Here is a 26,911-nt window from a genome sequence, read left to right on the forward strand (position 1 = left end):
GCCGCACCTCGCAAGGTGCGGCCCCCTTCGTCATGGCGTCAGACCTGCGCCGGTTCCGGCGTGGGCTCCGCCGCGGCCTGCGACTTCGCCTGCCGCTTCGCCGCGCGCTTCTTCGCCCGGCGCTCCTTGCGGAGCTCCAGCATCGCGTAGAGCGTCGGGACCAGGAGCAGCGTCAGCAGGGTGGACGTGATCAGACCGCCGATCACCACCACGGCCAGCGGCTGGGCGATGAAGCCGCCCTCGCCGGTGACACCCAGGGCCATGGGCAGCAGGGCGAAGATGGTCGCGAGCGCGGTCATCAGGATGGGCCGCAGACGGTGCCGGCCACCCTCGATCACCGCCTCCACGACGCCGTAACCCTGCTTCCGGTACTGGTTGATGAGGTCGATCAGCACGATCGCGTTCGTCACCACGATGCCGATCAGCATCAGCATGCCGATCATCGCGGGGACGCCCATCGGCGTGCCGGTCGCCAGCAGCAGACCGATCGCGCCCGTCGCCGCGAACGGGATCGAGACGAGCAGGATCAGCGGCTGGACCAGGGAGCGGAAGGTCGCCACCAGCAGCATGAAGACGATCGCGATCGCCGCCAGCATCGCCAGGCCCAGGTTGACGAACGCCTCGTCCTGGTCCTCGGAGACACCGCCGATGGAGGCCGTCGCGCCCGCCGGGAGCGTCAGCTGGTTGATCTCGGACTGGAGGTCCGCGCTCACCGCACCCGTGTTGTCGCCGGTCGGCTTCGCCGTGATGGTGGCGGCGCGCTGGCCGTCGATCCGGGTCATCGCGACGGGGCCGTCCACCAGCTTCACATCCGCGATGTCGCCCAGCTTCACCGGGCCCAGACGCAGGTCCTGAAGCTCCTTGAGCGTCGTCGCCGGCTTCGCCGACTTGATGACGACGTCCCGCTCGGTGTCGTCGAGGGTCGCCTGGGCCGCCGTGTTGCCACGGACCGCCTGGGCGACGGCGAGGCCGAGGGTCTGGTCGTCGAAGCCCGCCGCGGCCGCCTTGTCGTTGGCCCGCACCGAGATCCGCGGCACGCTCTGCGACAGGTCGCTCGTGACGTCCGTGACGTGGTCCAGCTGGGCCACCGCCTCGCGGACCTGCTCGGACGCCTTGCGCAGCACGTCCGCGTCGGCCGCCTTCACTACGACGCTCAGGTCCTGGGCGCCGAAGCCGTCACCGGCGGCGATCGTGGTGGTGCCGATGCCGTCGAGCTTCTTCAGACCGGACTCGATACGGTCCTGTACGTCGTCGTAGGACGCCGAGTCCTCCAGCATCACCTGGTACGACGCCTGGTTGGTGTCGGTGCCGCCGCCGAAGGCCGCCATGAAGCCGGACGAGCCGACCGTCACCTGGTAGTTCTTGACACCCTTGGTGTCGGCGAGCAGTCGCTCGACCTTCTTCGCCTGCTCGTCGGTCGCCGAGAGGCTGGTGCCCGGCTTCAACTCCTGCTTGACCGTGAGCACTTCCTGCTCGCCCTGGTCGAAGAAGTTCGTCTTCAGCAGCGGCGCCATGCCGAACGTGCCGATCAGGATCACGATCGCGAGCAGCACACTGGTGAGCCGGCGCCGGGTCGCGAACCGCAGGACGGGGACGTAGATCCGCTGGAGCCGGCTCTTCGCCTCCTTCTCCTCCGCCACCCGGCGGGCCTCGTCGGCGTCCTGCGGAGTGCCCTTGGGGGCGCGCAGGAACCAGTACGACAGCACCGGCACGACCGTCAGGGAGACGATCAGCGACGCCAGCAGGGCCGCCGTCACGGTCAGGCTGAACGAGCCGAACAGCTCGCCCACCATGCCGCCGACCAGGCCGATCGGCAGGAACACGGCGACCGTGGTGAGCGTCGACGACGTCACCGCGCCGGCCACCTCGCGGACCGCCTTGAGGATGGCGTCCTCGCGCTCCTCGCCGTAGCCGAGGTGGCGCTTGATGTTCTCCAGGACCACGATCGAGTCGTCGACGACCCGGCCGATGGCGATGGTGAGCGCGCCCAGCGTCAGCATGTTGAGCGAGAGGTCGCGCGTCCACAGCACGATCAGGGCCAGGACGACGGAGAGCGGGATGCTCACCGCCGTCACCAGCGTCGAGCGGATCGACGCGAGGAAGACCAGGATGACCAGGACGGCGAAGAGCAGACCCAGCGCGCCCTCGGTGGTCAGGCCGTCGATGGACTTCTTCACCGCCGGGCCCTGGTCGCTGACCACGGTGACGGTGGCGTCCGAGCCGAGGTCCTTGCGCATCTTCGCGAGCTTGTCCTCGACCGCGTCCGAGATGGCGACGGCGCTGCCGTCCCGGTCCATCGTGACGGTGACGGCGAGGGACGGCTTGCCGTCGGTGCGGGTGATGGAGTCCGCCGGGGACTGCTCCTGCTCGACGGTGGCGACGGAGCCGAGGCGGACCGGCTTCTTCCCGTCCTCGCCGGCGACCATCAGGTCCTCGATCTGCTGGAGCGAGGTGAAGCCGCCGCCCACCTGGACCGTGCGGTTGTCGCCGTCCTCGTCGAAGGAGCCCGCCGGGACGGTGGCACCGCCGGCCTTGAGCGCCTCGGAGAGGGCCGCCGAGGTCAGGCCGGCCTTCGCCAGCTTCGACTCGTTCGGGGTGACGGTGACCTGGAGGTCGCGTACGCCGTCGACGGTGACCTGGCCGACGCCGTCGATGTCCTTCAGGTCCGGCACGACGGTCCGGTCGACCCGGTCGGCGAGGGCCTGCTGGTCGTCGCCGGAGGTGACGGCGAGCACGACGGTCGGGATGTCGTCCGTGGAGCCGGCGATGACCTGCGGGTCGACGTCGTCCGGGAGCTGCGCGCGGGCCCGGTTGACGGCCTGCTGGACGTCGGCGACGAGCTGCTGGTTGTCGGGGCCGTAGTCGAAGGACGCCATGATGACGGCGTTGCCCTCGCTGGCCGTGGAGGTGACGCCGGTGATGCCGTCGACGGCTTCGAGGCTGTCCTCGATCGGCTCGACGACCTGCTTCTCGACCACGTCCGGGGAAGCGCCCTGGTACGGCGCCAGCACGGACACCATGGGCAGTTCGATGGAGGGCAGCAGCTGCTGCTTGAGCTGGGGGATCGCGATGGCGCCGAAGGCGATCGCGATGATCGACATCAGGCCTATCAGGGCACGTTGGGCGAGGCTGAATCGGGACAGCCAGGACATGGGTGAGGGTCTCTCTTCTGTGAGCCGCAGAAGTTTGCAGGAGTGGCAGGAGCGACTGTGGCGCACATGTGAGCGCCCGCCCCTACACCCTGAGCCATCGCGGAGGCCCTTTTCCTAGGCCCCAGGTCCATTTCCTTATCCCGCGCCTACTCCCGGCGCAGTATGCGCCGTCGAGTTCACTCCACCCTTGGACGTACCAGCCCCGACTCGTACGCGATCACCACGAGCTGCGCCCGGTCACGGGCGCCGAGCTTGGACATGGCCCGGTTGACGTGGGTCTTCACGGTCAGCGGGCTGACCTCCAGCCGCTCGGCGATCTCGTCGTTGGAGTGCCCGCCGGCCACCTGGACCAGGACCTCGCGCTCGCGGCCGGTGAGGGCGTCGAGCCGCTCGGCGCGGGCCGGGTCGCGGCCGTCGTCGGCGTGGTCGCCCTGGGCGAGGAAACGGGCGATCAGGCCCTTGGTGGCGGCCGGGGAGAGCAGCGCCTCGCCACCGGCGGCGATACGGATGGCGGCGAGGAGTTCATCGGGTTCCGACCCCTTGCCGAGGAAGCCGGAGGCCCCCGCGCGCAGCGACTGCACGACGTAGTCGTCGACCTCGAAGGTGGTCAGTATGACGACACGGACCTGGGCGAGGGACGGGTCGGCGCTGATCATGCGGGTGGCGGCGAGGCCGTCGGTGCCGGGCATCCGGATGTCCATCAGTACGACGTCCGCGCGCTGCTCCTTGGCCAGCCGCACCGCCTCCGCCCCGTCGGAGGCCTCGCCGACGACCTCCATGTCGGGCTCGGAGTCGACCAGCACACGGAAGGCGCTGCGGAGCAGGGCCTGGTCGTCGGCGAGCAGGACGCGAATGGTCATGCGGGGTCCTCTGCGGGGCGGTGGCGGTGATCGGTCGTCATACGGCGGTGGGGGTGCGGCCCGCGCGGACCCGGCCCCTGGTCATACGGCTCCCTCCGCCGGTCGTACGGCCTCTTCCACCGTGCGCGTTCGGCTCTTGACCGGCAGGATCGCATGGACCCGGAAGCCGCCTCCGTAGCGGGGGCCGGTGGTGAGGGTGCCGCGCAGGGCGGTGACGCGCTCGCGCATGCCGAGCAGGCCGTGGCCCCCGCCGTCGGTCGTGTCGTCCTCGCCGGCGCCGTCGTCGAGGACGGTGATCTCCACGTTCGGGCCCACCCGGACGACACTGACCTCGGCCTTGGCGTCCGGGCCCGCGTGCTTCTGCACATTGGTCAGGGCCTCCTGGATGACCCGGTAGGCGGCCAGGTCGACGGCGGCCGGAAGCGCGGTGCCCTGGTCGGCGCGGGCGACCTCGATGCGGAGACCGGCGCTGCGGAAGGTGCCCGCGAGTTCGTCGAGGCGGTCCAGGCCGGGAGCGGGTTCGGTGGGGGCCTCGGGGTCGCCGGACTGCCGGAGCAGGCCGACGGTCGCGCGCAGTTCGTTGAGCGCGGAGCGGCTGGCCTCGCGTACGTGGGCGAGGGCCTCCTTGGCCTGGTCGGGGCGCTTGTCCATGACGTGGGCGGCGACGCCGGCCTGCACATTGACCAGCGCGATGTGGTGGGCGACGACGTCGTGCAGGTCGCGGGCGATCCTCAGGCGTTCCTCGGCGACGCGGCGGCGGGCCTCCTCCTCGCGGGTGCGCTCGGCCCGTTCGGCGCGTTCGCGGATGGCGGTGACGAAGGCACGGCGGCTGCGGACCGCGTCGCCGGCGGTGGCGCCGATGCCGGTCCAGGCGAAGATGGCGAGGTTCTCCTGGGCGTACCAGGGCAGCGGGCCGGCGAGCATCGCGGAGCCGGTCAGGACGGTGATGGTGAGCAGGCCGACGCGCCAGGTGGTGGTGCGGTCGGTGGTGGAGGCGACGGTGTAGAGGGCGATCACCGCGGACATGGCGACGGGGGCGCGGGGGTCGCCGGTGACGGACTCCACCAGGGAGACGGCGCCGGTGACGGCGAGGACCTTCAGGGGGGCGCGGCGGCGGAAGACCAGGGCCGCGGAGCCGAGGGTGATGAGCAGCAGGCTGAGCAGGTCCGGGGTGCGCAGGGCCCAGGTGACCCCGTCGTCCCGGTGCGGGTCCACGAACGAGCCGGCCACCATGCACGCGAGCACACCCACGGCCAACGCCGCGTCCAGCGCCAGGGGGTGCGCCTTCAGATGGCGCCGGGCTCGTTCGAGGATGCTCACGTCTGATTACGGTACGGCGTCCGTCCGGTGCTCGGAACGAACGGGCCTCGTCCGCGAAGACCGGACGGGCCGGGACGGGACGGCTCAGCCCGGGATCAGGCCGTCGTCGCTCAGCAGCTCCCGGACCTCCTCCAGGGTCGCGTCCGGGGACGGCAGGATCAGTTCCGACGGTTCCAGGGAGTCGTCGGGCAGGGGCTCGCCCAGTTCGCGGACCTTGGACAGGAGTGCGGTGAGGGTGCGGCGGAAGCCGGGGCCGTCGCCGTTCTCCATTTCCGCAAGGAGCTCGTCGTCGAGCTTGTTCAGCTCGGGCAGGTGGCTGTCGGACAGCTGCACCTGCCCCTCACCCATGATCCGGACGATCATGTCGCCCATCTCGCCCTCCTCGGCGTGGCCCCGGCCGTCGGCTACTGCTTGTCGAAGCGCGGGGTGTCCTGCGGCTGCTGCTGGGACTGCTGCTGCGACTGGCCCGAACCGCCTTCGATGGCCTGCTGGCCGGCCGACGAACCGCCCGCCAGCTCCGCCTTCATGCGCTGTAGCTCCAGCTCTACATCCGTACCACCGGAGAGCCGGTCCAGCTCGGCCTGGATGTCGTCCTTGTGCATGCCGGACTGGTCGTCCAGGGCGCCGGAGGCGAGGAGTTCGTCGATGGCTCCCGCGCGGGCCTGGAGCTGGGCCGTCTTGTCCTCGGCACGCTGGATCGCCAGGCCGACGTCGCCCATCTCCTCGGAGATGCCGGAGAAGGCCTCGCCGATCCGGGTCTGGGCCTGGGCCGCCGTGTACGTGGCCTTGATCGTCTCCTTCTTGGTGCGGAAGGCGTCGACCTTGGCCTGGAGGCGCTGCGCCGCGAGGGTGAGCTTCTCCTCCTCGCCCTGGAGGGTCGCGTGCTGGGTCTCCAGGTCGGTCACCTGCTGCTGGAGCGCGGCGCGGCGGGACAGCGCCTCACGGGCCAGGTCCTCGCGGCCCAGCGCGAGCGCCTTGCGGCCCTGGTCCTCCAGCTTCGTCGACTGCTGCTGGAGTTGGTTCAGCTGGAGTTCCAGCCGCTTGCGCGACGTGGCGACGTCGGCCACGCCCCGGCGTACCTTCTGGAGCAGCTCCAGCTGCTTCTGGTACGAGTAATCGAGGGTTTCGCGCGGGTCCTCGGCCCGGTCAAGGGCCTTGTTCGCCTTCGCGCGGAAGATCATCCCCATACGCTTCATGACACCGCTCATGGGCTTCGCGCGCCCCCTTCTGACGGACTCCAACCAGCTCCTGCGACAGAACCCACAGTACGGGCCCTGCAACCATTACCGCACTGTTCGGGGACGGATGCGCTCATCCCCAAGGACGACTGCCGACGGTCCCGCTCCGGCGTAAGGAGTAGGTGACCCCCGGGTGGCTCATGGGCGGGCCCATGGGTGACCATCCGGTGCCGCCCAGGTGCCTCCCCCGTGGCCGCCGGACGAACCGTCTGCAACGTCCCCTCTGTCCCCCTACGACGACTGGTGTTGCCGGATCGTTCCCCATGGGGCTGGGGTCCAACCCCTGGCACCCCGTACCCTTGGGTTTTGTGTTCCGTAGCCGTGCGAAGGAAGAGAAGGCCCAGTCCGCCGACAAGGCGCTGGTGACCGACTCCACTCAGACCCGTCACCCCGAGGCCCCGAAGGGCCGCCCCACGCCCAAGCGCAGTGAGGCCCAGACCACCCGTCGCAGCGTCGCCCAGACGCCGTCGACGCGTAAGGAGGCCGCCAAGCGCGGGCGCGAGGAGCGCCGGGCCGCCCTGGAGAAGCAGCGCCAGGCGCTTGCCGGGGGCGACGAGCGGTATCTGCCGGCCCGTGACAAGGGTCCGGTCCGCCGGTTCGCGCGCAACTTCATCGACTCGCGCTTCAACATCGCGGAGTTCTTCCTCCCGATGGCCGTGGTCATCCTCGTGCTGAGCCTGGTCCAGGTGCCGGCGTTGCAGAACATCGCGCTGCTGCTGTGGCTGATCGTGATCGTGCTCATCGTGCTGGACTCGTTCGTCACGGCCTTCCGGCTGCGGAAGCAGCTCGCCGAGCGCTTCCCGGACGAGAACAAGCGCGGCGCGGTCGCCTACGCCCTGATGCGTTCCCTCCAGATGCGCCGGCTGCGGCTGCCCAAGCCGCAGGTCAAGCGTGGAGAGCGGCCCTGAGCGCTGCGGCTTTCTCCGGGGGTGCGGCCGAGGCGTGGCTCAGCGGGCTGGGTGGGTTGCGTGACGTCGTACGGCAGGAGCTGGTGGCCCGCCAGCTCGACGAGCAGATAGCCGGGCGGTTCCCGGTCGGACAACGGCTGCGGGTGCTCGACGTGGGGATGGGCCAGGGCACGCAGGCGCTGCGGCTGGCCCGGGCCGGGCACCAGGTGACCGGCGTCGAGCAGGACCCCGGCATGATCGCGGCGGCCCGCGAGGAGCTGGCCGGTGAGCCGGAGGGGATCCGGGAGCGGGTCCGCCTGGTCCAGAGCGACGGACGCGACACCGGTGTGCACTTCCTGCCGGGCAGCTTCGACCTCGTGCTGTGCCACGGCGTGCTGATGTACATCGACGAGCCCGATCCGATGCTGGCCGGGCTGGCCCGGATGCTGGCCCCGGGCGGGCTGCTCTCGCTCCTGGTGCGCAACGGCGACGCGCTCGCCATGCGGCCGGGGCTCGGCGGGGACTGGGCCGGGGCCCTGTCGGCCTTCGACACCACCGCCTATCGCAATCGGCTGGGCCTGGACGTACGGGCCGACCGGCTGTCCGACCTGACCGCGACGCTCGCGGGGATCGGGGCTCCGCTGCACGCCTGGTACGGGGTGCGGGTGTTCACCGACACGGCCGCCGACGAGGCGGAGGTCCCGGCGGACCCGGAGGCGTTGCTGGCGGTCGAGGAGCGGGCCGGGAAGACCGACCCCTATCGCGGTGTGGCGGCGCTGCTGCATCTGTGCGGAGTGCGCGGCTGATCCCGTTCGGGTGAGCAGCACGCGCCTGACCCCCCTCCCGCGGCGAGACTCGGGGCATGGATCCTCGGCGTTTCCGTGCCCGGTGGCCGTCCGTCTCCGCCTGCGCCCTCCTGTGCTGCCTCGGCCTGGTCTCGGCCTGCACGTCCACGTCCTCGTCCTCGCGGGAGGAGGACTCGACGACGCAGGCCGCGGTGCCGAGGACGGTCACGGCGGCCGACGATCTTCAGGACGGCTATCTGAAGGTGATCAAGGATGTGCTGCCGTCGGTCGTGCAGATCCAGGGCCCGCAGGATCTGGGGTCGGGCGTGGTGTACGACGACCAGGGGCACATCGTCACCAACGCGCATGTCGTCGGTGACGAGGAGACCTTCCGGGTGACGACCGCCAACAGCGAGAACCAGCTCACCGCGAACCTCGTCTCCTCGTACCCGCAGCAGGACCTCGCCGTCATCAAGCTGGACGACCCGCCGGACGGGCTGCGGGCGGCGAGGTTCGGGGACTCCTCGGACGTCGAGGTCGGGCAGATCGTGCTGGCCATGGGCTCGCCGCTGGGTCTGTCGTCCAGCGTGACGCAGGGCATCGTCTCGGCGACCGGACGGACCGTCACCGAGGGAGGCGACGACGGCGGTACGGGCGCGACGATCGCCAACATGGTGCAGACCTCGGCGGCCATCAACCCCGGCAACAGCGGGGGCGCGCTGGTGAACCTGGACAGCGAGGTGGTCGGCGTGCCGACCCTCGCCGCCACCGACCCCGACCTGGGGGGCGGTACGGCACCCGGCATCGGGTTCGCGATCCCTGCCTCCACGGTGCGGACGATCGCCGGGCAGATCGTCCAGGACGGCAGGGTGACCGACTCGGGCCGGGCGGCGCTCGGCATCACCGGGCGGACCGTCGTGAACGACGACCTCCAGGCCGCGGGCGTGGCCGTGGTGGAGGTGCAGTCGGGAGGTGCGGCCGACAAGGCCGGTCTGGAGCCCGGGGACATCATCACCCGGCTGGGCGACACGGACATCACCACCATCACCTCGCTGTCCGAGGCGCTGGCCACCGAGCAGCCGGGAGAGCGGACGTCGGTGACGTACACCCGTGACGGCGACGAGAAGAAGGCGGATGTGACGCTGGGCGAGCAGTGACGGGGTGGGCGAGGGTCCTGGGACCCCCGCCCGACCGGCTAGGCCTCCGCGGCGCTCAGGCTCATCGGACCGTAGATCTCCGTGGCGTCCTCGAACAGCCGCACCTGTTCGGCACCGCCCTCCAGCAGCGCCTTCCAGTGCTCCCCGATCCAGGATTCGGCGTCGCCCTGGGTGGTGAACTCCTCGGGCTGCACCGCGGGCTGGACCTCCGCCCCGTCGGCCTTCTCGAACCGCCACGTCCATGCCGCCATGTACGCCTCCAAGGTCTCAGCACAGGCAGAGTGAAAGCCGGATCTTGGTCCGGCTCCTCTCCTGAGCCTAGTCGGATGCGCGAGACCTGCGCGGACACGAGAAAATCGGTCGCGTGGAACTCACTCTCCTCGGCACCGGTGCCCCCGCGGGACTCCCCCGCCCCGACTGTCCGTGCGCGGCTTGTGCCAGTGCGCTCGGCGATGACGCGCGGGCGGCCACCGCGCTGCTGGTGGACGGGGCGCTGCTGCTCGATCTGACGCCCGGGGCGGCGTTCGCGGCGGCCCGGGCGGGGCGTTCGCTGGCGAACGTACGGCAGGTGCTGCTGTCGCATCCGCACGACGGGCCCGCCGTCGAGGTGCCTGCGGGGGTGCCGCAGCCCGGGCGGGTGCCGGACGGGCGGGAGTTGGCGCTGCTGACGGGGCATCGGGTGCGGGCGGTGGCGATGGACGCGCCGGGGACGGGGTACGCGGTGACCGGGCCGGACGGGCAGCGGCTGCTGTATCTGCCGCCGGGGGGTGCGCCGGCGGGGCTGGAGGAGCGGGCCACCGGGATGTACGACATGGTGGTCGCCGATGTCGTGGGGCGGCCGGACGCGCTGGCCAAGCTGCGTGCGGTGGGGGCCGTCGGGCCGACGACGGATGTCATCGCCGTCCATCTGGACCATGACGTGCCGCCCGGCGCCGAGTTGCTGCGGCGGCTGGCCGCGGCCGGGGCGCGGGCGGTGCCGGACGGGACGACCCTGATGGTGGGGGCGTACGAGGACGTGCCCGACGTGCCGCGGCGGACCCTGGTGCTGGGCGGCGCCCGGTCCGGGAAGTCGGTCGAGGCGGAGCGGCGGCTGGCGGCCTTCCCCGATGTGCTGTACGTCGCGACCGGCGGCACCCGGGGCGGGGACCACGAGTGGGCGACGCGGGTCGCCGTGCACCGGGAGCGGCGGCCGGGGTCGTGGCGTACGGCGGAGACGTGTGACCTGGTGCCGGTTCTCTCCGAGGGTGGGGCGCCGGTGCTGATCGACTGTCTGTCCTTGTGGCTCACGGATGCGATGGACTCCGTCGGGGCCTGGGACGACGCGATGTGGGCGGACGGCGGGGAGAAGGCGCTGCGGGAGCGGGTGCGGGAGCTGACGGAGGCGGTGCGGGCGACTCGGCGGACGGTGGTGGCCGTGTCCAACGAGGTGGGCTCGGGGATCGTGCCGGCGACGGCTTCGGGGCGGCGGTACCGGGACGAGCTGGGGCGGCTGAACGCGGCGTTCGCGAGTGAGTGCGAGCAGGTGGTGCTGGTGGTGGCGGGGCAGGCGGTGGTGCTTCGCGGGTGAGGGTGCCGCGGATCGTCGTCGGGCCGCTGCGGGTGCGTGGTGGCTGGTCGCGCCCGCGCGGCGGAGCCGCGTATCGATACGGCCCCGCCCCGCGCCCCTATCGGGGCGCTTCGGCTCGGGTTGGTTCCTTACGGGCGATGACCCGGTAGGCGTTTGCGAAGCGGGTGTGGCGCAGGAACGGGGCCAGGAGGTGGTCCAGGGTCCAGGCCACGGCCACCAGGGGGGCGCCCAGGCTCGACAGTACGGAGGGCAGCAGGTGGGACAGGACCAGTGAGGTCGCGGCGGCCAGGTCGTAGGGGATGTGCGCGGTGCGGTGGTCCGTGCGGACGACCGTGCAGCCCTGGGCGCGCAGTTCCTCGCACAACGTCTCCATCGGCAGCAGGTGCAGATGGCCCGGGGGGCTGTGCGGGACCCAGAGTCCGCCGAGCAGGGCGGCGAACAGACTGCGGGGGTCGGGCAGTTCGAGGACGAGATGGCCGCCGGGGCGCAGCACGGCGAGGGCGGCGCGGAGTTCCTCGCGGGGGTCGCGGGCGTGTTCCAGGTGGCGGAACATGCTGACGACGTCGTAGCGGCCGCGCAGCCGGGCCGTGATGCGCCGGTCGGTGAGGGTGCCGACATGGGCCTCCTCCACGCGTTCGGCCACGCGCGCGTGCAGGACGCGGTAGGTCGGGTCGAGGCCGTCGAACGCCGTGTACGGGAAGAGTTCCTTCGCCGTCTCCGGGAAGCGGGCGTAGCCGGTGCCCACATCCAGCCAGCTCTCCGGCTCGGGGAAGGCGAGCGCCACCCGGGCCGCGGCTCTCAGCCGGCGTGGCCCGCGTCTGGTGAGCCCCAGGTGGCGGGGGACGTAGGTGTGCTCCCGGCACGCGGTGAGGGTGAACGCGCAGTCGGCGGCGGGGCGTTCGGAGGGTGCGGTCGCGGTCATGGGTGGCTCCCGGGCGTGGGGGCGTACGAGTGGGGCGTACGGCGGAGGCGGTGCGAGAACGGTGCGAGCATGCCCCGACAATCCACTGCAAAACGGAACGTATGGGATGCCGATCTTGGGTGCAACGACGTCGCGTGGAAGCGGGGGTGACGTGGCGAGGCCCGTGGTGGCCATGTGGCGCCGTTCTGTTCGACCCGGGCCGGTACTGTTCGGCGAATGAGCTCGCTTAATCTCGACGACTTCTCTGATCTGATCGAGCGCCCCGACGGTGGGGTGCGCCGTGACGCCGAGGCGCGCCGTGAGCGTCAGATCGTCCCGCCCGGGGCGCTGGGCCGCCTCGACGAACTGGGTGAGTGGCTGGCGGCGGCACAGTCCGCGGTGCCGGTGCGGGCGATCGAACAGCCGCGGGTCGTTCTGTTCGCCGGTGACCACGGCGTGGCCGAGCTGGGCGTGTCGGGGCGGCCCGCGGGCGGGGCCGGGGAGTTGGTGCGGGAGATCCTGGAGGGCGGCCGGCCCGTGTCCGTGCTCGCCCGGCGGCTCGGGGTCCCGGTGCGGGTCGTCGACATGGCGCTGGACTGCGCCCCGGAGTCGCTGCCGGAGTCGGTCGTACGGCATCGGGTGCGGCGCGGCAGCGGCCGGATCGACGTCGAGGACGCGCTGACGGCGGAGGAGGTGGAGGCCGCCTTCCGGACCGGGATGGCGGTGGCCGACGAGGAGGCCGACTCCGGTACGGATCTGGTGGTGCTCGGCGATGTGAGCGTCGGCGGGACCACGGCGGCCGGGGTGCTGGTCGCGGCCCTGTGCGGGACGGACGCGTCCGTGGTGACCGGACGGGGCGGCCTCGCCATCGACGACCTGACGTGGATGCGCAAGTGCGCGGCGATCCGGGACGCGCTGCGGCGGGCCCGGCCGGTGCTCGGGGACCAGTTGCAGCTGCTCGCGACGGTGGGCGGCGCCGACCTCGCCGCGATCACCGGGTTCCTGCTCCAGAGCGCGGTCCGGAAGATGCCCGTGGTGCTGGACGGGATCGTGGTGGCCGCGTGTGCGCTGGTGGGGCAGCGGATCGCGTTCCGGGCACCGGACTGGTGGCTGGCCGCGCACGACAGCGGAGAGCCGGGGCAGGCGAAGGCGCTGGACCGGATGGCCCTGGAGCCGGTGCTCGACCAGGGCGTGAAGGTCGGCGAGGGAGCCGGGGGGCTGCTGGCCCTGCCGCTGGTGCAGGCGGCCGCGGCACTGGCCGCGGAGCTGCCGGAGCAGCCGAAGGACACGGAAGACACGGAGGCGGCGGAGCCGGCCGAGGCGGAGTAGGGGTTTCGGGCGGTCCGGCACCGGCGGTCCGCGCCGCCGTCGAGGGTCCTGTCACGACGGGAAAACCCGGGCATACGCTCATATGCTCGACGTTCGTGAGCGTTGACACCCTCGGCCGCTGGGCCCGCGCCGAGTGGGGGGCGTGGTATCTCGCCGTGCGAAGGGCGTTGCTGACGCGGCGTTGGCGGGCCGCGCCCATGGCCGTGGGGGCGGTCTGTCTGACCGGACTGACGCAGTTCGCGCAGAACCAGTCCTGGGGGTACCGGCCCGTCCAGAACCTCGGGGCCGTGCGCGCCGAGGACCCCGCGTGGCAGGCGCTCCTGAGGACCCCGCTGTCCCTGTTCGTGCCGGCCGTCGATCTGCCGGTGTGGGGTGCGCTCACGCAGATCCTCGTGGTGTTCGGGATCGCCGAGATGTGCCTGGGCTGGTGGCGCACCCTCCTGATCGCCTACGTCGCGACCCTCGCCGGAACCCTCTACGCGCGCGTCGGCATCGCGCTCGGTCCCGACCACCCGTTCGGACTGCCCGCCTCGGACGCCCGGGTCGTGGACACCGGACCGTCGGCGGCCGTGGTGGGGCTGGCGGTGTTCCTCGCGTGGCGGTACAGGGCGTACGCCACGGCGGGTGCGGTGATCGCGGCGCTGGTCGTCGAGGTCGTACTGGATCCGAACCTCGCCGGAAAGGAGCATCTGGCGGCTGTCGCGGCGGTGCTGGTGCTGTGCGCCGTGGCGGCCGTGCGTCAGCGGCGTTCCAGGGCCCGGTCCGGGGCCGCGTCGGGGGCGCCGCCGATCCAGTCCTGAAACTTGCGGCTGGGGCCGGCCCAGCGCCGGTCGTGGTGGTAGGCGCGCAGCTGGGCCCTGGCGCGGGCCCGCGGGCGGCGGCGGTAGAAGCGTTTCGCCCAGGGGGACGTGGGCCGGGCGAGACGGACGGCGCCGAACAGCGCGATGAAGGGGATGATCACCCCGAAGATCGCGATCCGGGCCTTGCCCTTGGCCAGGGCGATCAACGCGAGGAGGAAGTTGCCGGCGATCGTGACGAGCGCCGTCCCGCGGCTCTGCGTCTCCTGGTCGTTGAGGTCGTTGACCCCGAAGGGCGCGTAGCCGAGGAGAAGCAGCCCGGCCAGGGCGGCGGTGAGCACGACCATCTCGACGCTCTTGCGGCCGTCCTCGGTCCAGTAGACGTCGTCGAGGTGCAGGATCAGCGCGAACTCGTCCATGACCAGCCCCGCGCCTACCCCGAAGACCACGGCGGCGGTCGCCGAGCCGAAGCCACGCTGTCCACCGGCGACCGCGCAGAATCCGCCGATGATCGTGAGCACGATCCCGGGCACGACATGGTGGACGTGGACGGAACCGGTCTCGATGTTGCGGAAGGGCCCCTTGCCCGCCCGGATCATGCGGGTGATGACGCGGGTGACCACGAAGGTGACCACGAAGGCGGCCAGGGCCAGGAGCAGGGGCAGTTTCCCCGGTTCGATGATGTTGCGCTGCCACCAGTCACCCATGCTCTCAGTGTCTTCCCGCCGGGGGTGGGCCGCCTGGCGGGTAGGACGTCCGGGCTAGTCTGCGGCGGTGTCCATGACCCCGCCGCCCCTGCACGGCCTCCGTTTCGCCTTCGGCACCCTGAGCGTCCTCCCCGTCAGGGTGAGCCGCTGGGACCGGGAGGCGGCACGCGGCGGGATGCTGTGCGCCCCGCTCGTCGGGGGGGTGCTCGGCTGCGGTGCCGCCGCCGTCGCCGTGCTTCTGCTGTTCCTGGGCGCCGGCTCCCTGCTCGCCGCCGTCGGGGCCGCCGCCGTCCCCGCCGTGCTCACCCGGGGGCTGCATCTCGACGGGCTGGCCGACACCGCCGACGGACTCGGCAGCGGCAAGCCCGCCGAGGACGCGCTGCGGATCATGAAGCAGTCGGACATCGGGCCGTTCGGCGTCATCACGCTCGTGTTCGTGCTGCTCGCCCAGGTGGCCGCACTGTCGCGGCTCTACGACGACTCCTGGGCCCGGGGCGCCCTCGCGACCGTCGTCTCCGCCGTCACCGCCCGTCTCGCCCTCACCCTCGCCGCCCGCACCGGCGTGCCCCCGGCCCGGCCGCAGGGGCTCGGAGCCGCGGTGGCCGGCGTGGTTCCGGTACGGGGCGCGCTGGCCGTCGCCCTGGCCGTGACCGGGGTCGCCGCGGCGGCGGGCGCGCTGCTCGGGACGGACGACATCGCCCGTACCGCCCTGGCGGTGCCGGTCGCGCTCGCCGTCGCCGAACTGCTGCTGCGGCACTGCGTCCGCCGCTTCGGCGGTATCACCGGTGATGTCTTCGGCGGCTTGGCGGAGACGGCGGCGACGACCGCGCTCGTGGTGCTGTCACTGGGCTGATCCGAACTCCAGTGCATGCGGCAAGGTGCCCCAGGGGTGATCGCCCGTCCCCGGCACCGCGCAGTGCACGGTGGCTCCCCGGGCACGCGCCGGCTCCGCGAGGTCGACGTCGGCCGGGACGCCGTACACCAGGTGGCACACGCGCGCTCCCCCGGCGCCGCGCCACACCTGCGGGCCGAGGGCGCGGTACGTCGCCCAGGTGCCCTCGAAGGTGACCAGCAGGTCGGCGATCCCGGCGTAGGACGGGTCCGGGGCGGTGCCGTGGTTCAGGGCGATGGTGTCGCAGCCGGCGTACCGGGCGGCAGCCGCCAGCCGTCGGTAGTGGGCGAACTCCGCGCGGCCCGCGGCGACTTGGTCGAGGAAGACGCCGTCCGCGCGGTACCAGTCGCGGTGCCGCGCGATGTCGCGTACGACGTCGGCGTACGGTCGGCGGCCGTAGTCGGTGTCGGCGTAGCCCAGCACTCGCACCCCCGCGGTCCGCAGCCGGGCCGCGACCTCGGCGAACGCCGGGTCGGGCGTCGCGCCGGGGCCGCTGGCCGGGTTCAGTACGACGCCGTGCAGGCGGGGCGCCGCCGCGATGATCGCGTCCCATTCGGCGGGGCGCACGGACGGGTGCTCGTAGTAGGGGATCAGCAGCGTGCTCATCGGTGGGCGGTCGCCCTCCCCAGCAGGGCGCAGACCAGGGCGCCTTGGGCCGCCGCCGCCGTCCCGTGGACGATCAGGGCGATCCAGTGCGGGCTGCCCGTGTGCGTCACCACGGCCGCGGTCTGGGCGAGGGCCGCGACGCAGCAGACCGTCGTCGCGCCGAGCACCGCGCCGAAGGACTGGAGCAGCAGGCCCGTCCACAGGACCACGCCCAGCAGGAGCAGGCCGGCGAGCCGGACGGCTGAGGCGCCGGGGGTTCCGGGCCACAGCGCGGAGGTGGCGAGGGCGAGCGCGAGGAGGGCGGTCAGATAGCCGGTCAGGCACCGTACGACGGCGAGCACGGCCCTCCGCCGAAAGGCCCTCGGGGTGCTGCTGGAACGCAGGCCCGCCAGGCCTGCGCTGCGGAAGCGGTTCAGGAGCCATTCGGCGGGGCCCATGCTGAGGGTCAGGGCGACGGCGGCCGGGGCGGCGACCGCGCCGGTCCCGGTCAGGTCGTCGGCGAGGACGTCGCCGAGGGCCGCGTGGAGCACGAGGACACCGGTGGCGAGGCCGAACAGGGCGTGCGGGAGGGAGGCGGCGAGGCGGGGGGCCGTCGCCCGCCCCCGGCGGCCGATCGGAGTGCGCGCGGCGGGCGCCACTTCGAGCAGGCCGAGGATCGCCACCGCGAGCAGGGAGCCCAGCAGCAGGACGATCCTCACGGCGTCCGGCACGGCCTCCGCCATGGCGAACACCGCGCCCGCCGCCATCGGCGACAAGGCCGCCAGCAGGGCGCGTTCGCGGCCCATGACCAGCAGGACCGTGGCCGCGCCGAGGTAGCAGGACTGGCCGGCGGCGAAAGCGATCGCCGCCGGATCGCCCGTACCGCCCGCCGCGAACGCGACCAGGGTCCCCAGCAGGACACCCACCGGCGCGCCGAACAGCAGCGAGCGGCGGCCGGCCGCTCGATCGCCCAACCCCAGCCAGGAGTACGCCCGATGGGCCAGCCCCTGGTTCCAGGTCCAGCCGCACAGGGCGGCGGCCAGCAGCGGGACCGTGCCCGCCGGGAGGCCGTAGTCGTCCCTCGGGCCCGCGAGGAGCGGGGCGCCGAGGACGTAGCCGAGGCCGGGGAGGGCGAAGACCACGCCTCGGAGCAGGCAGCCGAGCAGATCCATCCGCCACGGGTCGTCGGCCGGGCCGTCCGGCTCGGGGTAGCGGCGCCCGACCCGCTCGTACAGTTCCTCGGCGAGGGCGAAGGAGTTCCGCACGCCGTAGCGCTCGCGGATCTGGTCGTCCGACAGGCCGTCGGACTCCAGCAGCGCGGCTATCTCGTCCGGGTGGACGGCGGCGGCTATGAAGTCGTCGAGGCGGGCGGCGAGTTCGTCGATGGGGTCGGCCTGTGCCCAGCTCGGCTTGGCGCGCGGGCGTGGGATCGCGGGCAGGGTGTGGGGGCGGGAGCCGGGCGGCATCCGCATGCCTCCGTTCACCAGCCGGTTCCGTCCGTCGCGACCTTCTCGTACCAGGGGTCGCGCAGTTCGAGGGTCCAGTCGGCGACCGTCTCCAGCGTGGGCTCGTACACCTCGGCGCTGCCCGCGAGTTCCTGGTAGATGGCCCGGAAGTTGTCCACCGAGCGGCGCAGCGTGAACCGGTCGATCACCCGCTGCCGGGACAACTCGCCCAGTTTCAAGCGGCGTTCGTCGTCGCGGAGGAGGGTCAGGGCCGCCGCGGCCATCTTCTCCGGCTCGCGCGGCGGGACCACCAGGCCGGTGTCGCCGACGGCCTCGCGCACTCCCCCGACGTCGGTCGAGACGGTCGTACGGCCGCAGGACATGGCCTCGATGATGGAGAACGGGAAGCCTTCGGAGATGGAGGACAGCATCACCAGGTGTCCGGCGGCGTAGGCGCGCCAGACCTCGGTGATGCGGCCCTCGAAGACCAGGCCGTCCGTCACGCCGAGTTCGGCGGCGAGCTTCTCCAGCCTGGTGCGGTAGGCCTCGCCGCCGGGCGGGACCGGGCCGAACAACCGCAGCCGGGTTTCCGGGAGTTCGGCACGGACCATGGCGTAGGCCCGCAGCAGGGTCTCCAGGTCCTTGATGGGGTCGACCCGGCCGCACCAGGTGAGGGTGGGGACGTCGGGTTCGGGACCGGCGTGCGGGAAGGCGTGCGGGTCGACGCCGTTGTAGACGGTACGGATCCTGTCGGCGTCGGCGCCGCCGCGCTCCTCCCAGCGGCGGTTGTACTGGTTGCAGGGTGTGATCAGGTCGGCCGTGCGGTATCCGTGCGAGTTCAGCGCGCGGTAGAAGCCGAGCATGAACGCCTTCACGGGCCAGCGCCGGGCCTCGCCGCGGTGGCCTAGGTAGCGCTCGCGCAGGTAGATGCCGTGCTCGGTGAGGAGGAAGGGCACGCCGTCCAGCCTGCGGGCGGCGAGCGCCGGGAGGGTCGCCAGGCCGCTGCTGACGGCGTGCGCGACGGATTCCTCGGCGACTCGGACCCCGAGCGGGCGCAGCGCGTGTTCCAGCAGGTCGGTGGCGGTCAGGGCGTCGTGCACGGTGGGGCGGGCGGTCGCGGTCGGCAGATGCGGCATGGTCCAGATCCACATCAGCGACCGCAGCGCGGATTCCGTCCGCAGGGCCGCCGACAGCCGTCCGTCGCGGGCGAGTCGGGCCAGCTCGTCGAGGGCGTCGCCGAAGTCGCCACCGGCTGCGGGGTCGAGGAAGGACAGCAGGAAACGCTCGTAGGAGTCGGTGAAACGGCGCCGGGCCCGGCCGTACGGCGCTCGTTCGCGCCCCGGACGGGGGCCCCAGGTCGGTACGGAGGTGTGCCGTCGGACGTTGGGCGGCAGCTCCCAGGTGACCGGTTCGCGGCCGGTTCCGGTGAGCGAGACGATGTGGAAGTCGACCTCGGGCATGCCCTTGACGAGCTGGTCGCACCAGGTGCTGACGCCGCCGTGGACATGCGGGTAGGTGCCTTCGGTGAGCATGGTGACGTGGCGGCTCGTGCGCATCGCTGCGCGGCTCCCCCCTGTGGTGCGGATGATGTGCGGGGCCGCGCTCCGGATCACGGCTGCCGCCGCGTGGTCGCTGGTCGCGCCCACGCGGCGGCAGCCGCACATCGATACGGCCCCGCGCCCCTGCCGGGGCGCTGCCCCTACGGCAGGTGCAAAGTGACGGCGCTTTGCAGGAACTCCGGTTTGGTCCAGGCGGAGCGCCTTCCCGCGTACGGCGTCCCGAACGCGGAAGTCCCGAGCAGGAGTTGCTTCCTGGTGCCCTCCGGCGCGGTCACCGGGATCTGCGTCCCGGACGGGGCGTTGACAGTGACCGTCCTGCCGATGCGGTACGCCGTGACGGAGCCCTTGGCGACGGCGTTCTGCCAGGCGACGCGGCGCTGGAGCTCGGTGCCGATGGCGCTCTGCGCGAGGTTCTCCACCGGGGTGTCGGCGGCGAAGAGCGCCTGGTAGTCGGCGAGCACCTTGTTCATGACCGGGTACAGCGTCCGGTCCTCGGCCAGGTTGGACTGGTGGGCGTAGTGCGGGCGCGGGTCGTTGGCGATCACATGCCCGAGGGCGATGCGGGCCTCCTGCGGGACGATGTGGTCGTCATAGCCGGTGGCGGTGTCCAGTGGTTCGTCCAGGCAGGTGGAGGCGGGGTTCGTCTCGCAGATGCCGCTGCCGCCGTCGGCGGCGGAGGTGTAGATCCAGTTGTACTCGTCGGCCATCTCGGCGTCGGTGCCCGTGTTGTAGTACACGTTCATCGGGTACCGGGGCACGGTGAGCGCGGCTCCGACCGAACGCTGCGCGGGCTCACGGGAGTTGTCCGAGGCGATCCACTTGACGCCGTTGTCGGCGAGGGCCCCGGCGAGGTTGGGGTTGTCGTCGGGCTGCTGCGGCAGGGTCCTCAGACCGGAGTGCTCGCCGGTCACCAGTTCCGTGCGGTCGAGCGGGAGCCCCTTGGCGAGGCCCCAGTTGTGGTTGTTCCTGATCTGCGCCGAGATCTCGGAGCGGCTCATGTACCGCGTCGAGCCGTCGGCGTTCTTCGCGCAGCTCCACGGCACGGTCGAGGTGTCCTGGACGCAGCCGAGGAACGGGTGCGTGTAGGTGTGATTGATCCAGCGGTACTGCGTCCGGTCCGCGAGCAGCCGGTCGGTGAGGGCGTCGGTGCCGCCGTTCTCGCTCTTCCACTCCTCGCCGGCGCCGGCGTTGTAGACCATGTCCAGCTTGAATCCGTGCTCCCGCTGCCACTGCGCGGCGTACACCGCGTCGGCGGCGGTCATCCGGATCGGCGGGGCCTCCTCGCCACCGCCGCCCACGCAGTCGATGTCGCCGGGAGTGCAGTTGCGCTCGGCGTCCCAGCGGGCGTCGGACGCGAAGACGTCGTCGACGTGCACCGCGAAGTAGTTGCGCGCCTGACCGAGATGGACGCCCTGGGTCAGCCATTCGACGATGCCGCGGGCGAGGACGCGGAACTGCTTCTGGTACTCGTTGTACGCGAAGGTCACGACGAGCTGGCGGCGCCCGTCAGCGGTGTACTCGCCGACCAGGCTGCCGCGCCCCGAGCCACCCGGCACGGGCACGTCGACATAGCTGGTGAAGCCCGCGCGCGGCCGTGCGACGAAGCCGTAACTCTCGGGCACGGACGGGTCGTTGTCCTCGAAGGCGAAGGCGCCGTCGAGATAGCCGAAGTACCCGGCCCCGCCCGCGGTCGTCACGGACGCCTCGTGGCCGTCCAGGGTCCCCGACCAGCCGCCCTCGCTGGTGTAGTCGAGGCCGACGCCCGGGTGGGCCCAGGTGTAGGCGTCGACCTGCGGGATGCCGTAGGTCCGCTCGTAGTTCTCCAGCGCGGTCTGCTCGGCCGAACCCGCCCCGAAGGGCGCCTCGTTGGGCAGTACGACGCCCTGGAACTTGGCGCGGGGCCTGCCGCTGACGGTGTCGCTGAGGAACGCGGGCGTGATGGTCGGGCGGTTCGCCGCGTTCAGGTCGACGGTGGTGTACGGGATGCCGGTGCTCTTCAACTGCGCGGTGATGGCCTGGACGGGGCTCTCCCCGTTGTCCACCACCAGCACCTTGAGATCGACGCGCGGTTCCACGGCGGCCGCGGCGCCTGGCGCCGAGAGACCGACCGTGAGCAGACCCGCGGCCGCCAGTACGGCGACGGCGTTTCTGCGGCTTCTCCGTCTGTGCGCGGTGTGCGCCATGGAAAGTCCTTCCCCCCAGAAGATCCCCTTGTGGCCGCTTGCGGTGCATCGGCGGAGGATCCGTGGAAATCATGCAAAGCGGCGAGCGAGCCGCTCGCCGGAACCAGACGAGTGTGACTCAGCTCACCGGGTGCCGGGATCAAGAAATGACCGTGACGCCACCGACAGGTGAACGGCCGAAAGAATGAGCGAACGCTCACACGAGCGTAGGCTCATGCCGAGTGTTCGCCGTACCGGGGAAGGCCCCGCTGCCACCGCATCCGCAGGTCGGAATTAGGGTCGGCCGTCGGGCCCGGTCGACCCACACTGTTCGGCCAACGCAACTTCACATCGGAAGCGAGATTTCACCACCGTGACTGCTCTCACTCTCAGCACCGCCGCGGCGCCCGGCCTGCGAGCCGACGCGATCGTGATCGGTGTCGCCAAGGGCGCCCAGGGCCCGGTCGTCGCCCCTGGCGCGGAAGCCGTGGACAAGGCCTACGACGGCAAGCTGGCCGGCGTCCTGGAGACCCTCGGTGCCTCCGGCGCCGAGGGCGAGGTGACGAAGCTGCCCGCACCCGCCGGCTTCAAGACCCCGCTCGTGGTGGCGGTGGGACTGGGCACCGCACCCGAGAAGGACGCCGAGTACGACGGGGAGGCGCTGCGCAAGGCCGCCGGCGTCGCCGCCCGCGCCCTCACCGGCGCCAAGAAGGCGGCGTTCGCGCTGCCGCTGGGCGACTCCGGTGACACCGGTGCCGTCGCCGAGGGCGTGCTGCTGGGCGCGTACTCCTTCGACGTCTACAAGGACAACGGCGACGCCGACGGCGCCCGGGGCAAGAAGAACGGCAAGGCGCCGCTCGCCGAGGCCGCGCTGCTCGGCGCCAAGCCCCGCGACAAGGAGCACAAGGCCGCCGTCGAGCGCGCCACCGCCGTCGCCGAGGAGCTCAACCGCGCCCGCGACCTGATCAACACCCCGCCCAACGACCTCACCCCCGAGTCCTTCGCCGCGATCGCCACGGCCGCGGGCAAGGAGCACGGCATCAAGGTGCAGGTGCTCGACGAGAAGGCGCTGACCAAGGGCGGCTACGGCGGCATCCTCGGCGTCGGCTCCGGCTCGGCCGCGGGCCCGCGGCTGGTGAAGCTGTCGTACACGCCCTCCAAGGCGGACAAGCACCTCGCCCTGGTCGGCAAGGGCATCACCTACGACTCGGGCGGCATCTCGCTGAAGCCGGCCGGCCACAACGAGACGATGAAGTGCGACATGAGCGGGGCGGCCGCCGTGTTCGCCGCCGTCGTCGCCGCCGCCCGGCTCGGGCTGAAGGTGAACATCACCGGCTGGCTGGCGCTCGCCGAGAACATGCCGTCGGGGTCGGCGGTGCGTCCCGGTGACGTGCTGCGGATGTACAGCGGCAAGACCGTCGAGGTGCTCAACACCGACGCCGAGGGCCGGCTCGTGCTCGCCGACGCCCTGTGGGCCGCCTCGCAGGAGAAGCCGGACGCGATCGTGGACGTGGCGACGCTGACCGGCGCGATGGTGCTGGCGCTCGGCAACCGCACCTTCGGTGTGATGGCCAACGACGACGCGTTCCGCTCCGCCATCGTGGAGGCGGCCGAGGAGGTCGGCGAGGCGTCCTGGCCGATGCCGCTCCCCGACCACCTGCGCAAGGGGATGGACTCGCCGACCGCCGACATCGCGAACATGGGTGAGCGGATGGGCGGCGGGCTGGTCGCGGGCCTCTTCCTGCGGGAGTTCGTGGGCGAGGGGATCACCTGGGCCCACGTGGACATCGCGGGGCCGGCGTTCAACGAGGGCGGCCCCTTCGGGTACACGCCGAAGGGTGGTACGGGGTCCGCCGTGCGCACGCTGGTGCGGCTGGCCGAGCTGACGGCCGCCGGCGACCTGGGCTGACGTCGTACTGGACCGAGGGGGCTCCGCGCGCGGGTAGGGCGGAGCCCCCTTTTCCATGAGCGCTTTCCCCGCGCGCTCAACTGAACGTGGGACGTCTCACACACCGGCCCGGCGTCTCGTTCGGTGTGGACAAGTGCGAAGATGGGGCTCGGCAGGACAGGGCCCCCACCACAGGGCCGAAGAAAGAGCGGCCGGACACCAGCCGCCGCCCGGTCGACGCAGACCGGCGTACGGCGCACATGCATGGAGGACGTGACGTGGCGAACGACGCCAGCACCGTTTTCGACCTAGTGATCCTCGGCGGTGGTAGCGGTGGTTACGCCGCGGCCCTGCGCGGGGCGCAGCTGGGCCTGGACGTCGCCCTGATCGAGAAGGACAAGGTCGGCGGCACCTGCCTGCACCGGGGTTGCATCCCCACCAAGGCCCTGCTCCACGCGGGCGAGATCGCCGACCAGGCCCGCGAGAGCGAGCAGTTCGGTGTGAAGGCCACCTTCGAGGGCATCGACATCGCCGGGGTCCACAAGTACAAGGACGGCGTGATCTCCGGCCTGTACAAGGGCCTCCAGGGTCTCGTCGCCTCCCGCAAGGTGACGTACATCGAGGGCGAGGGCCGACTGTCCTCCCCCACCTCCGTCGACGTGAACGGTCAGCGTGTCCAGGGCCGCCACGTGCTGCTGGCGACCGGCTCCGTGCCGAAGTCGCTGCCCGGCCTGGAGATCGACGGCGACCGGATCATCTCCTCCGACCACGCCCTCGTCCTGGACCGCGTGCCCAAGTCCGCGATCATCCTGGGCGGCGGCGTCATCGGCGTCGAGTTCGCCTCCGCGTGGAAGTCCTTCGGCTCCGACGTGACCGTCATCGAGGGCCTGAAGCACCTCGTCCCGGTCGAGGACGAGAACTCCTCCAAGCTCCTGGAGCGCGCGTTCCGCAAGCGCGGCATCAAGTTCAACCTGGGCACCTTCTTCCAGAAGGCCGAGTACACCCAGGACGGCGTCAAGGTCTCCCTCGCCGACGGCAAGGAGTTCGAGGCCGAGGTCCTGCTGGTCGCCGTCGGCCGCGGCCCGGTCTCCGCCGGTCTCGGCTACGAGGAGCAGGGCGTCGCCATGGACCGCGGCTACGTCCTCGTCGACGAGTACATGCGCACGAACGTCCCGACGATCTCGGCGGTCGGCGACCTGGTCCCGACCCTCCAGCTCGCGCACGTCGGCTTCGCCGAGGGCATCCTGGTGGCGGAGCGTCTGGCCGGTCTGAAGACCGTTCCGATCGACTACGACGGTGTCCCCCGCGTGACCTACTGCCACCCGGAGGTCGCCTCCGTCGGTATCACCGAGGCCAAGGCCAAGGAGATCTACGGTGCGGACAAGGTCGTCGCTCTGAAGTACAACCTGGCGGGCAACGGCAAGAGCAAGATCCTGAACACCGCGGGCGAGATCAAGCTCGTCCAGGTCAAGGACGGCGCGGTGGTCGGCGTCCACATGGTCGGCGACCGCATGGGAGAGCAGGTCGGCGAGGCCCAGCTGATCTACAACTGGGAGGCGCTGCCGGCCGAGGTCGCCCAGCTCATCCACGCCCACCCGACGCAGAACGAGGCGCTCGGCGAGGCCCACCTGGCCCTGGCCGGCAAGCCGCTGCACTCGCACGACTGACCCTCGGTCGTAACACGTCGAAGCGACGACACAGACTTCCGCAATTCGTTAGGAGCAACCGAAACCATGGCGGTTTCCGTAACCCTTCCGGCGCTCGGCGAGAGCGTCACCGAGGGCACTGTCACCCGCTGGCTGAAGGCCGAGGGTGAGCGCGTCGAGGCCGACGAGCCGCTGCTCGAGGTCTCCACCGACAAGGTCGACACCGAGATCCCCTCGCCGGCCACCGGCGTCCTGGCCTCCATCAAGGTCGCCGAGGACGAGACGGTCGAGGTCGGCGCCGAGCTGGCCCTGATCGACGACGGCTCCGGTGCGCCCGCTGCCGCCCCGGCCCCCGCCGCCGAGCCCGCCCCGGCCGCCGAGCCGGAGCCGGCCCCGCAGGCCGCGGCCCCGTCCACCGAGCAGGCCGCCCCGGCCCCGGCGCCCACCGCCGAGGCCGCCGCCGGCGGCGGCAGCGCCGAGGGCACGGACGTGGTCCTGCCCGCGCTCGGCGAGTCCGTCACCGAGGGCACCGTCACCCGCTGGCTGAAGTCGGTCGGTGACAGCGTCGAGGCCGACGAGCCGCTGCTCGAGGTGTCGACGGACAAGGTCGACACCGAGATCCCCGCCCCCGCGTCCGGCACCCTGCTGGAGATCGTGGTCGGCGAGGACGAGACGGCCGAGGTCGGCGCCAAGCTGGCCGTCATCGGCGCCCAGGGTGCCGCTCCGGCCGCCGCCCCGGCCCAGGAGGCTCCGGCCCCCGCCGCCGCTCCGGCTCCGGCCGCCCCGGCCGCGCCCGCGGCTCCGGCTGCCCCCGCGGCTCCGGCCGCTCCGGCCGCCCCCGCCGCTGCCGCCCCGGCTCCGGCCCAGCCCGCCGCCCCGGCCCCCGCGCCGGCCGCGCCGGCTCCGGTCACCCCGGCTCCGGCCGCTCCGGCCGCCGCCAAGCCGACCGACGAGGGCGCCTACGTCACCCCGCTGGTGCGCAAGCTCGCCGCCGAGCACGGCGTCGACCTGGCCACCGTCAAGGGCACCGGCGTCGGCGGCCGTATCCGCAAGCAGGACGTCGTCGCCGCCGCCGAGGCCGCGAAGGCCGCCGCTGCCGCCCCGGCTCCGGCCGCTGCCGCCGCTCCGGCCGCCAAGAAGGCGCCGGCCCTGGAGGTCTCCCCCCTCCGTGGCCAGACCGTCAAGATGCCGCGCATCCGCAAGGTCATCGGCGACAACATGGTCAAGGCGCTGCACGAGCAGGCGCAGCTGTCCTCGGTCGTCGAGGTCGACGTCACCCGCCTGATGCGGCTGCGTGCGCAGGCCAAGGACTCCTTCGCCGCGCGCGAGGGCGTCAAGCTCTCCCCGATGCCGTTCTTCGTGAAGGCGGCGGCCCAGGCGCTGAAGGCCCACCCGGTCATCAACGCCAAGATCAACGAGGCCGAGGGCACGATCACCTACTTCGACTCCGAGAGCGTCGGAATCGCGGTGGACTCCGAGAAGGGCCTGATGACCCCGGTCATCAAGCACGCGGGCGACCTCAACCTCGCCGGTATCGCGAAGGCCACGGCGGAGCTGGCCGGCAAGGTCCGCGCCAACAAGATCACGCCCGACGAGCTGTCCGGCGCGACCTTCACGATCTCCAACACCGGTTCGCGCGGCGCGCTCTTCGACACGATCATCGTGCCGCCGGGCCAGGTCGCGATCCTCGGCATCGGTGCCACGGTCAAGCGCCCGGCGGTCATCGAGACCGAGGAGGGCACGGTCATCGGCGTCCGCGACATGACGTACCTGACCCTCTCCTACGACCACCGTCTGGTGGACGGCGCCGACGCGGCCCGTTACCTGACCGCGGTCAAGGCGATCCTGGAGGCGGGCGAGTTCGAGGTCGAGCTCGGCCTGTAACCCCCTCCTGGGTACGGCTGTTCGATGCCCCCGTCCGGAAGTCTCCGGGCGGGGGCATCGCCATGCAGGTGTGTAAGTCTCGTCTCACCTGCGCAAAAGCGCCCCCGTGCGCCCCTCCCGCGCGGGGTCCCGGCCGTATTGTCTAAACGT

22 protein-coding genes are annotated in these 26,911 nt (G+C 72.1%); 10 read left to right on the top strand and 12 right to left on the bottom strand.

Annotated elements, in window-relative coordinates:
- Window positions 1-38: 38 nt before the first annotated feature.
- The 5 genes from ACIQWG_RS08335 to ACIQWG_RS08355 all read right to left on the bottom strand — a co-directional run bounded on the left by ACIQWG_RS08335 (window position 39) and on the right by ACIQWG_RS08355 (window position 6,513).
- On the bottom strand, window positions 39-3,152 hold the full coding sequence (locus ACIQWG_RS08335; RefSeq protein WP_404091982.1) for an efflux RND transporter permease subunit: 3,114 nt from the start codon (window positions 3,150-3,152) through the stop codon (window positions 39-41).
- A gap of 176 nt (window positions 3,153-3,328) precedes the next feature.
- Entirely contained in the window at window positions 3,329-4,012 is a 684-nt protein-coding gene (locus ACIQWG_RS08340; protein ID WP_404091985.1) for a response regulator, read from the bottom strand.
- Between the two features lie 81 nt (window positions 4,013-4,093).
- The gene (locus tag ACIQWG_RS08345; RefSeq protein WP_404091987.1) at window positions 4,094-5,332 is read right to left on the bottom strand and encodes a sensor histidine kinase; all 1,239 of its coding nucleotides are present in this window, start codon (window positions 5,330-5,332) and stop codon (window positions 4,094-4,096) included.
- Window positions 5,333-5,416: 84 nt separating this feature from the next.
- Entirely contained in the window at window positions 5,417-5,695 is a 279-nt protein-coding gene (locus ACIQWG_RS08350; protein WP_404093491.1) for a hypothetical protein, read from the bottom strand.
- A 41-nt stretch (window positions 5,696-5,736) separates the two neighbouring features.
- Window positions 5,737-6,513: a PspA/IM30 family protein gene (locus ACIQWG_RS08355; protein ID WP_404093493.1), complete on the bottom strand. Its 777-nt coding sequence runs from the start codon at window positions 6,511-6,513 to the stop codon at window positions 5,737-5,739.
- 320 nt (window positions 6,514-6,833) lie between these two features.
- Between ACIQWG_RS08355 and ACIQWG_RS08360 the strand changes: the two genes are divergently transcribed.
- From ACIQWG_RS08360 to ACIQWG_RS08370, 3 genes are all read left to right on the top strand, one after another.
- Window positions 6,834-7,478: a DUF3043 domain-containing protein gene (locus tag ACIQWG_RS08360; RefSeq protein WP_404091989.1), complete on the top strand. Its 645-nt coding sequence runs from the start codon at window positions 6,834-6,836 to the stop codon at window positions 7,476-7,478.
- Window positions 7,479-7,561: 83 nt separating this feature from the next.
- Window positions 7,562-8,263, top strand: coding sequence for a class I SAM-dependent methyltransferase (locus ACIQWG_RS08365; RefSeq protein WP_404093495.1), 702 nt, complete (start codon window positions 7,562-7,564; stop codon window positions 8,261-8,263).
- A gap of 56 nt (window positions 8,264-8,319) precedes the next feature.
- Entirely contained in the window at window positions 8,320-9,399 is a 1,080-nt protein-coding gene (locus tag ACIQWG_RS08370) for a S1C family serine protease (protein ID WP_404091990.1), read from the top strand.
- Between the two features lie 38 nt (window positions 9,400-9,437).
- Here ACIQWG_RS08370 and ACIQWG_RS08375 read toward each other — a convergent pair whose 3' ends face one another.
- Window positions 9,438-9,650: a hypothetical protein gene (locus ACIQWG_RS08375; RefSeq protein WP_404091992.1), complete on the bottom strand. Its 213-nt coding sequence runs from the start codon at window positions 9,648-9,650 to the stop codon at window positions 9,438-9,440.
- Between the two features lie 113 nt (window positions 9,651-9,763).
- On the opposite strand from ACIQWG_RS08375, the gene ACIQWG_RS08380 reads away from it, so the two are divergent.
- Window positions 9,764-10,966 (top strand): bifunctional adenosylcobinamide kinase/adenosylcobinamide-phosphate guanylyltransferase, encoded by a 1,203-nt coding sequence (locus ACIQWG_RS08380; protein WP_404091994.1) that lies wholly within the window; start codon window positions 9,764-9,766, stop codon window positions 10,964-10,966.
- 97 nt (window positions 10,967-11,063) lie between these two features.
- On the opposite strand, the gene ACIQWG_RS08385 is transcribed toward ACIQWG_RS08380, so the two are convergent.
- Complete coding sequence (locus tag ACIQWG_RS08385; RefSeq protein WP_404091997.1) at window positions 11,064-11,888, bottom strand: class I SAM-dependent methyltransferase; 825 nt, start codon at window positions 11,886-11,888, stop codon at window positions 11,064-11,066.
- A gap of 216 nt (window positions 11,889-12,104) precedes the next feature.
- On the opposite strand from ACIQWG_RS08385, the gene cobT reads away from it, so the two are divergent.
- Window positions 12,105-13,196, top strand: a complete 1,092-nt coding sequence (gene cobT / locus ACIQWG_RS08390) for a nicotinate-nucleotide--dimethylbenzimidazole phosphoribosyltransferase (RefSeq protein ID WP_404091999.1) — start codon at window positions 12,105-12,107, stop codon at window positions 13,194-13,196.
- Between the two features lie 95 nt (window positions 13,197-13,291).
- Window positions 13,292-13,996, top strand: coding sequence for a hypothetical protein (locus ACIQWG_RS08395; RefSeq protein WP_404092001.1), 705 nt, complete (start codon window positions 13,292-13,294; stop codon window positions 13,994-13,996).
- On the opposite strand, the gene ACIQWG_RS08400 is transcribed toward ACIQWG_RS08395, so the two are convergent.
- Window positions 13,936-14,700 carry a hypothetical protein gene (locus ACIQWG_RS08400; RefSeq protein WP_404092004.1) on the bottom strand — a complete coding sequence of 255 codons (765 nt, stop codon included), beginning with the start codon at window positions 14,698-14,700 and terminating at the stop codon, window positions 13,936-13,938. The two genes, ACIQWG_RS08395 and ACIQWG_RS08400, sit on opposite strands and share 61 nt — an antisense overlap.
- Before the next feature lie 73 nt (window positions 14,701-14,773).
- Here ACIQWG_RS08400 and ACIQWG_RS08405 point away from each other — a divergent pair, with 73 nt between their 5' ends.
- The gene (locus ACIQWG_RS08405) at window positions 14,774-15,553 is read left to right on the top strand and encodes an adenosylcobinamide-GDP ribazoletransferase (protein WP_404093497.1); all 780 of its coding nucleotides are present in this window, start codon (window positions 14,774-14,776) and stop codon (window positions 15,551-15,553) included.
- On the opposite strand, the gene ACIQWG_RS08410 is transcribed toward ACIQWG_RS08405, so the two are convergent.
- The 4 genes from ACIQWG_RS08410 to ACIQWG_RS08425 all read right to left on the bottom strand — a co-directional run bounded on the left by ACIQWG_RS08410 (window position 15,542) and on the right by ACIQWG_RS08425 (window position 21,364).
- Window positions 15,542-16,198: a spherulation-specific family 4 protein gene (locus tag ACIQWG_RS08410; RefSeq protein ID WP_404092006.1), complete on the bottom strand. Its 657-nt coding sequence runs from the start codon at window positions 16,196-16,198 to the stop codon at window positions 15,542-15,544. The genes ACIQWG_RS08405 and ACIQWG_RS08410 overlap by 12 nt on opposite strands.
- Complete coding sequence (locus ACIQWG_RS08415) at window positions 16,195-17,643, bottom strand: hypothetical protein (protein ID WP_404093500.1); 1,449 nt, start codon at window positions 17,641-17,643, stop codon at window positions 16,195-16,197. Before ACIQWG_RS08415 ends, ACIQWG_RS08410 begins: the two co-directional genes overlap by 4 nt.
- 14 nt (window positions 17,644-17,657) lie before the next feature.
- Complete coding sequence (pelF, locus tag ACIQWG_RS08420; protein WP_404092008.1) at window positions 17,658-19,178, bottom strand: GT4 family glycosyltransferase PelF; 1,521 nt, start codon at window positions 19,176-19,178, stop codon at window positions 17,658-17,660.
- Between the two features lie 143 nt (window positions 19,179-19,321).
- Complete coding sequence (locus tag ACIQWG_RS08425; RefSeq protein ID WP_404092009.1) at window positions 19,322-21,364, bottom strand: hypothetical protein; 2,043 nt, start codon at window positions 21,362-21,364, stop codon at window positions 19,322-19,324.
- A gap of 352 nt (window positions 21,365-21,716) precedes the next feature.
- Between ACIQWG_RS08425 and ACIQWG_RS08430 the strand changes: the two genes are divergently transcribed.
- The 3 genes from ACIQWG_RS08430 (at window position 21,717) to sucB (ending at window position 26,761) form a co-directional block, all read left to right on the top strand.
- A complete protein-coding gene (locus ACIQWG_RS08430) occupies window positions 21,717-23,252 on the top strand; it encodes a leucyl aminopeptidase (protein WP_404092011.1) in 1,536 nt (511 codons plus the stop codon).
- Window positions 23,253-23,509: 257 nt separating this feature from the next.
- On the top strand, window positions 23,510-24,898 hold the full coding sequence (gene lpdA / locus ACIQWG_RS08435; protein WP_404092013.1) for a dihydrolipoyl dehydrogenase: 1,389 nt from the start codon (window positions 23,510-23,512) through the stop codon (window positions 24,896-24,898).
- A gap of 66 nt (window positions 24,899-24,964) precedes the next feature.
- Entirely contained in the window at window positions 24,965-26,761 is a 1,797-nt protein-coding gene (gene sucB, locus ACIQWG_RS08440; RefSeq protein ID WP_404092015.1) for a 2-oxoglutarate dehydrogenase, E2 component, dihydrolipoamide succinyltransferase, read from the top strand.
- Window positions 26,762-26,911 lie beyond the last annotated feature (150 nt).

It is taken from the genome of Streptomyces sp. NPDC098781, from assembly GCF_044759995.1.
Classification (GTDB): Bacteria; Actinomycetota; Actinomycetes; order Streptomycetales; family Streptomycetaceae; genus Streptomyces.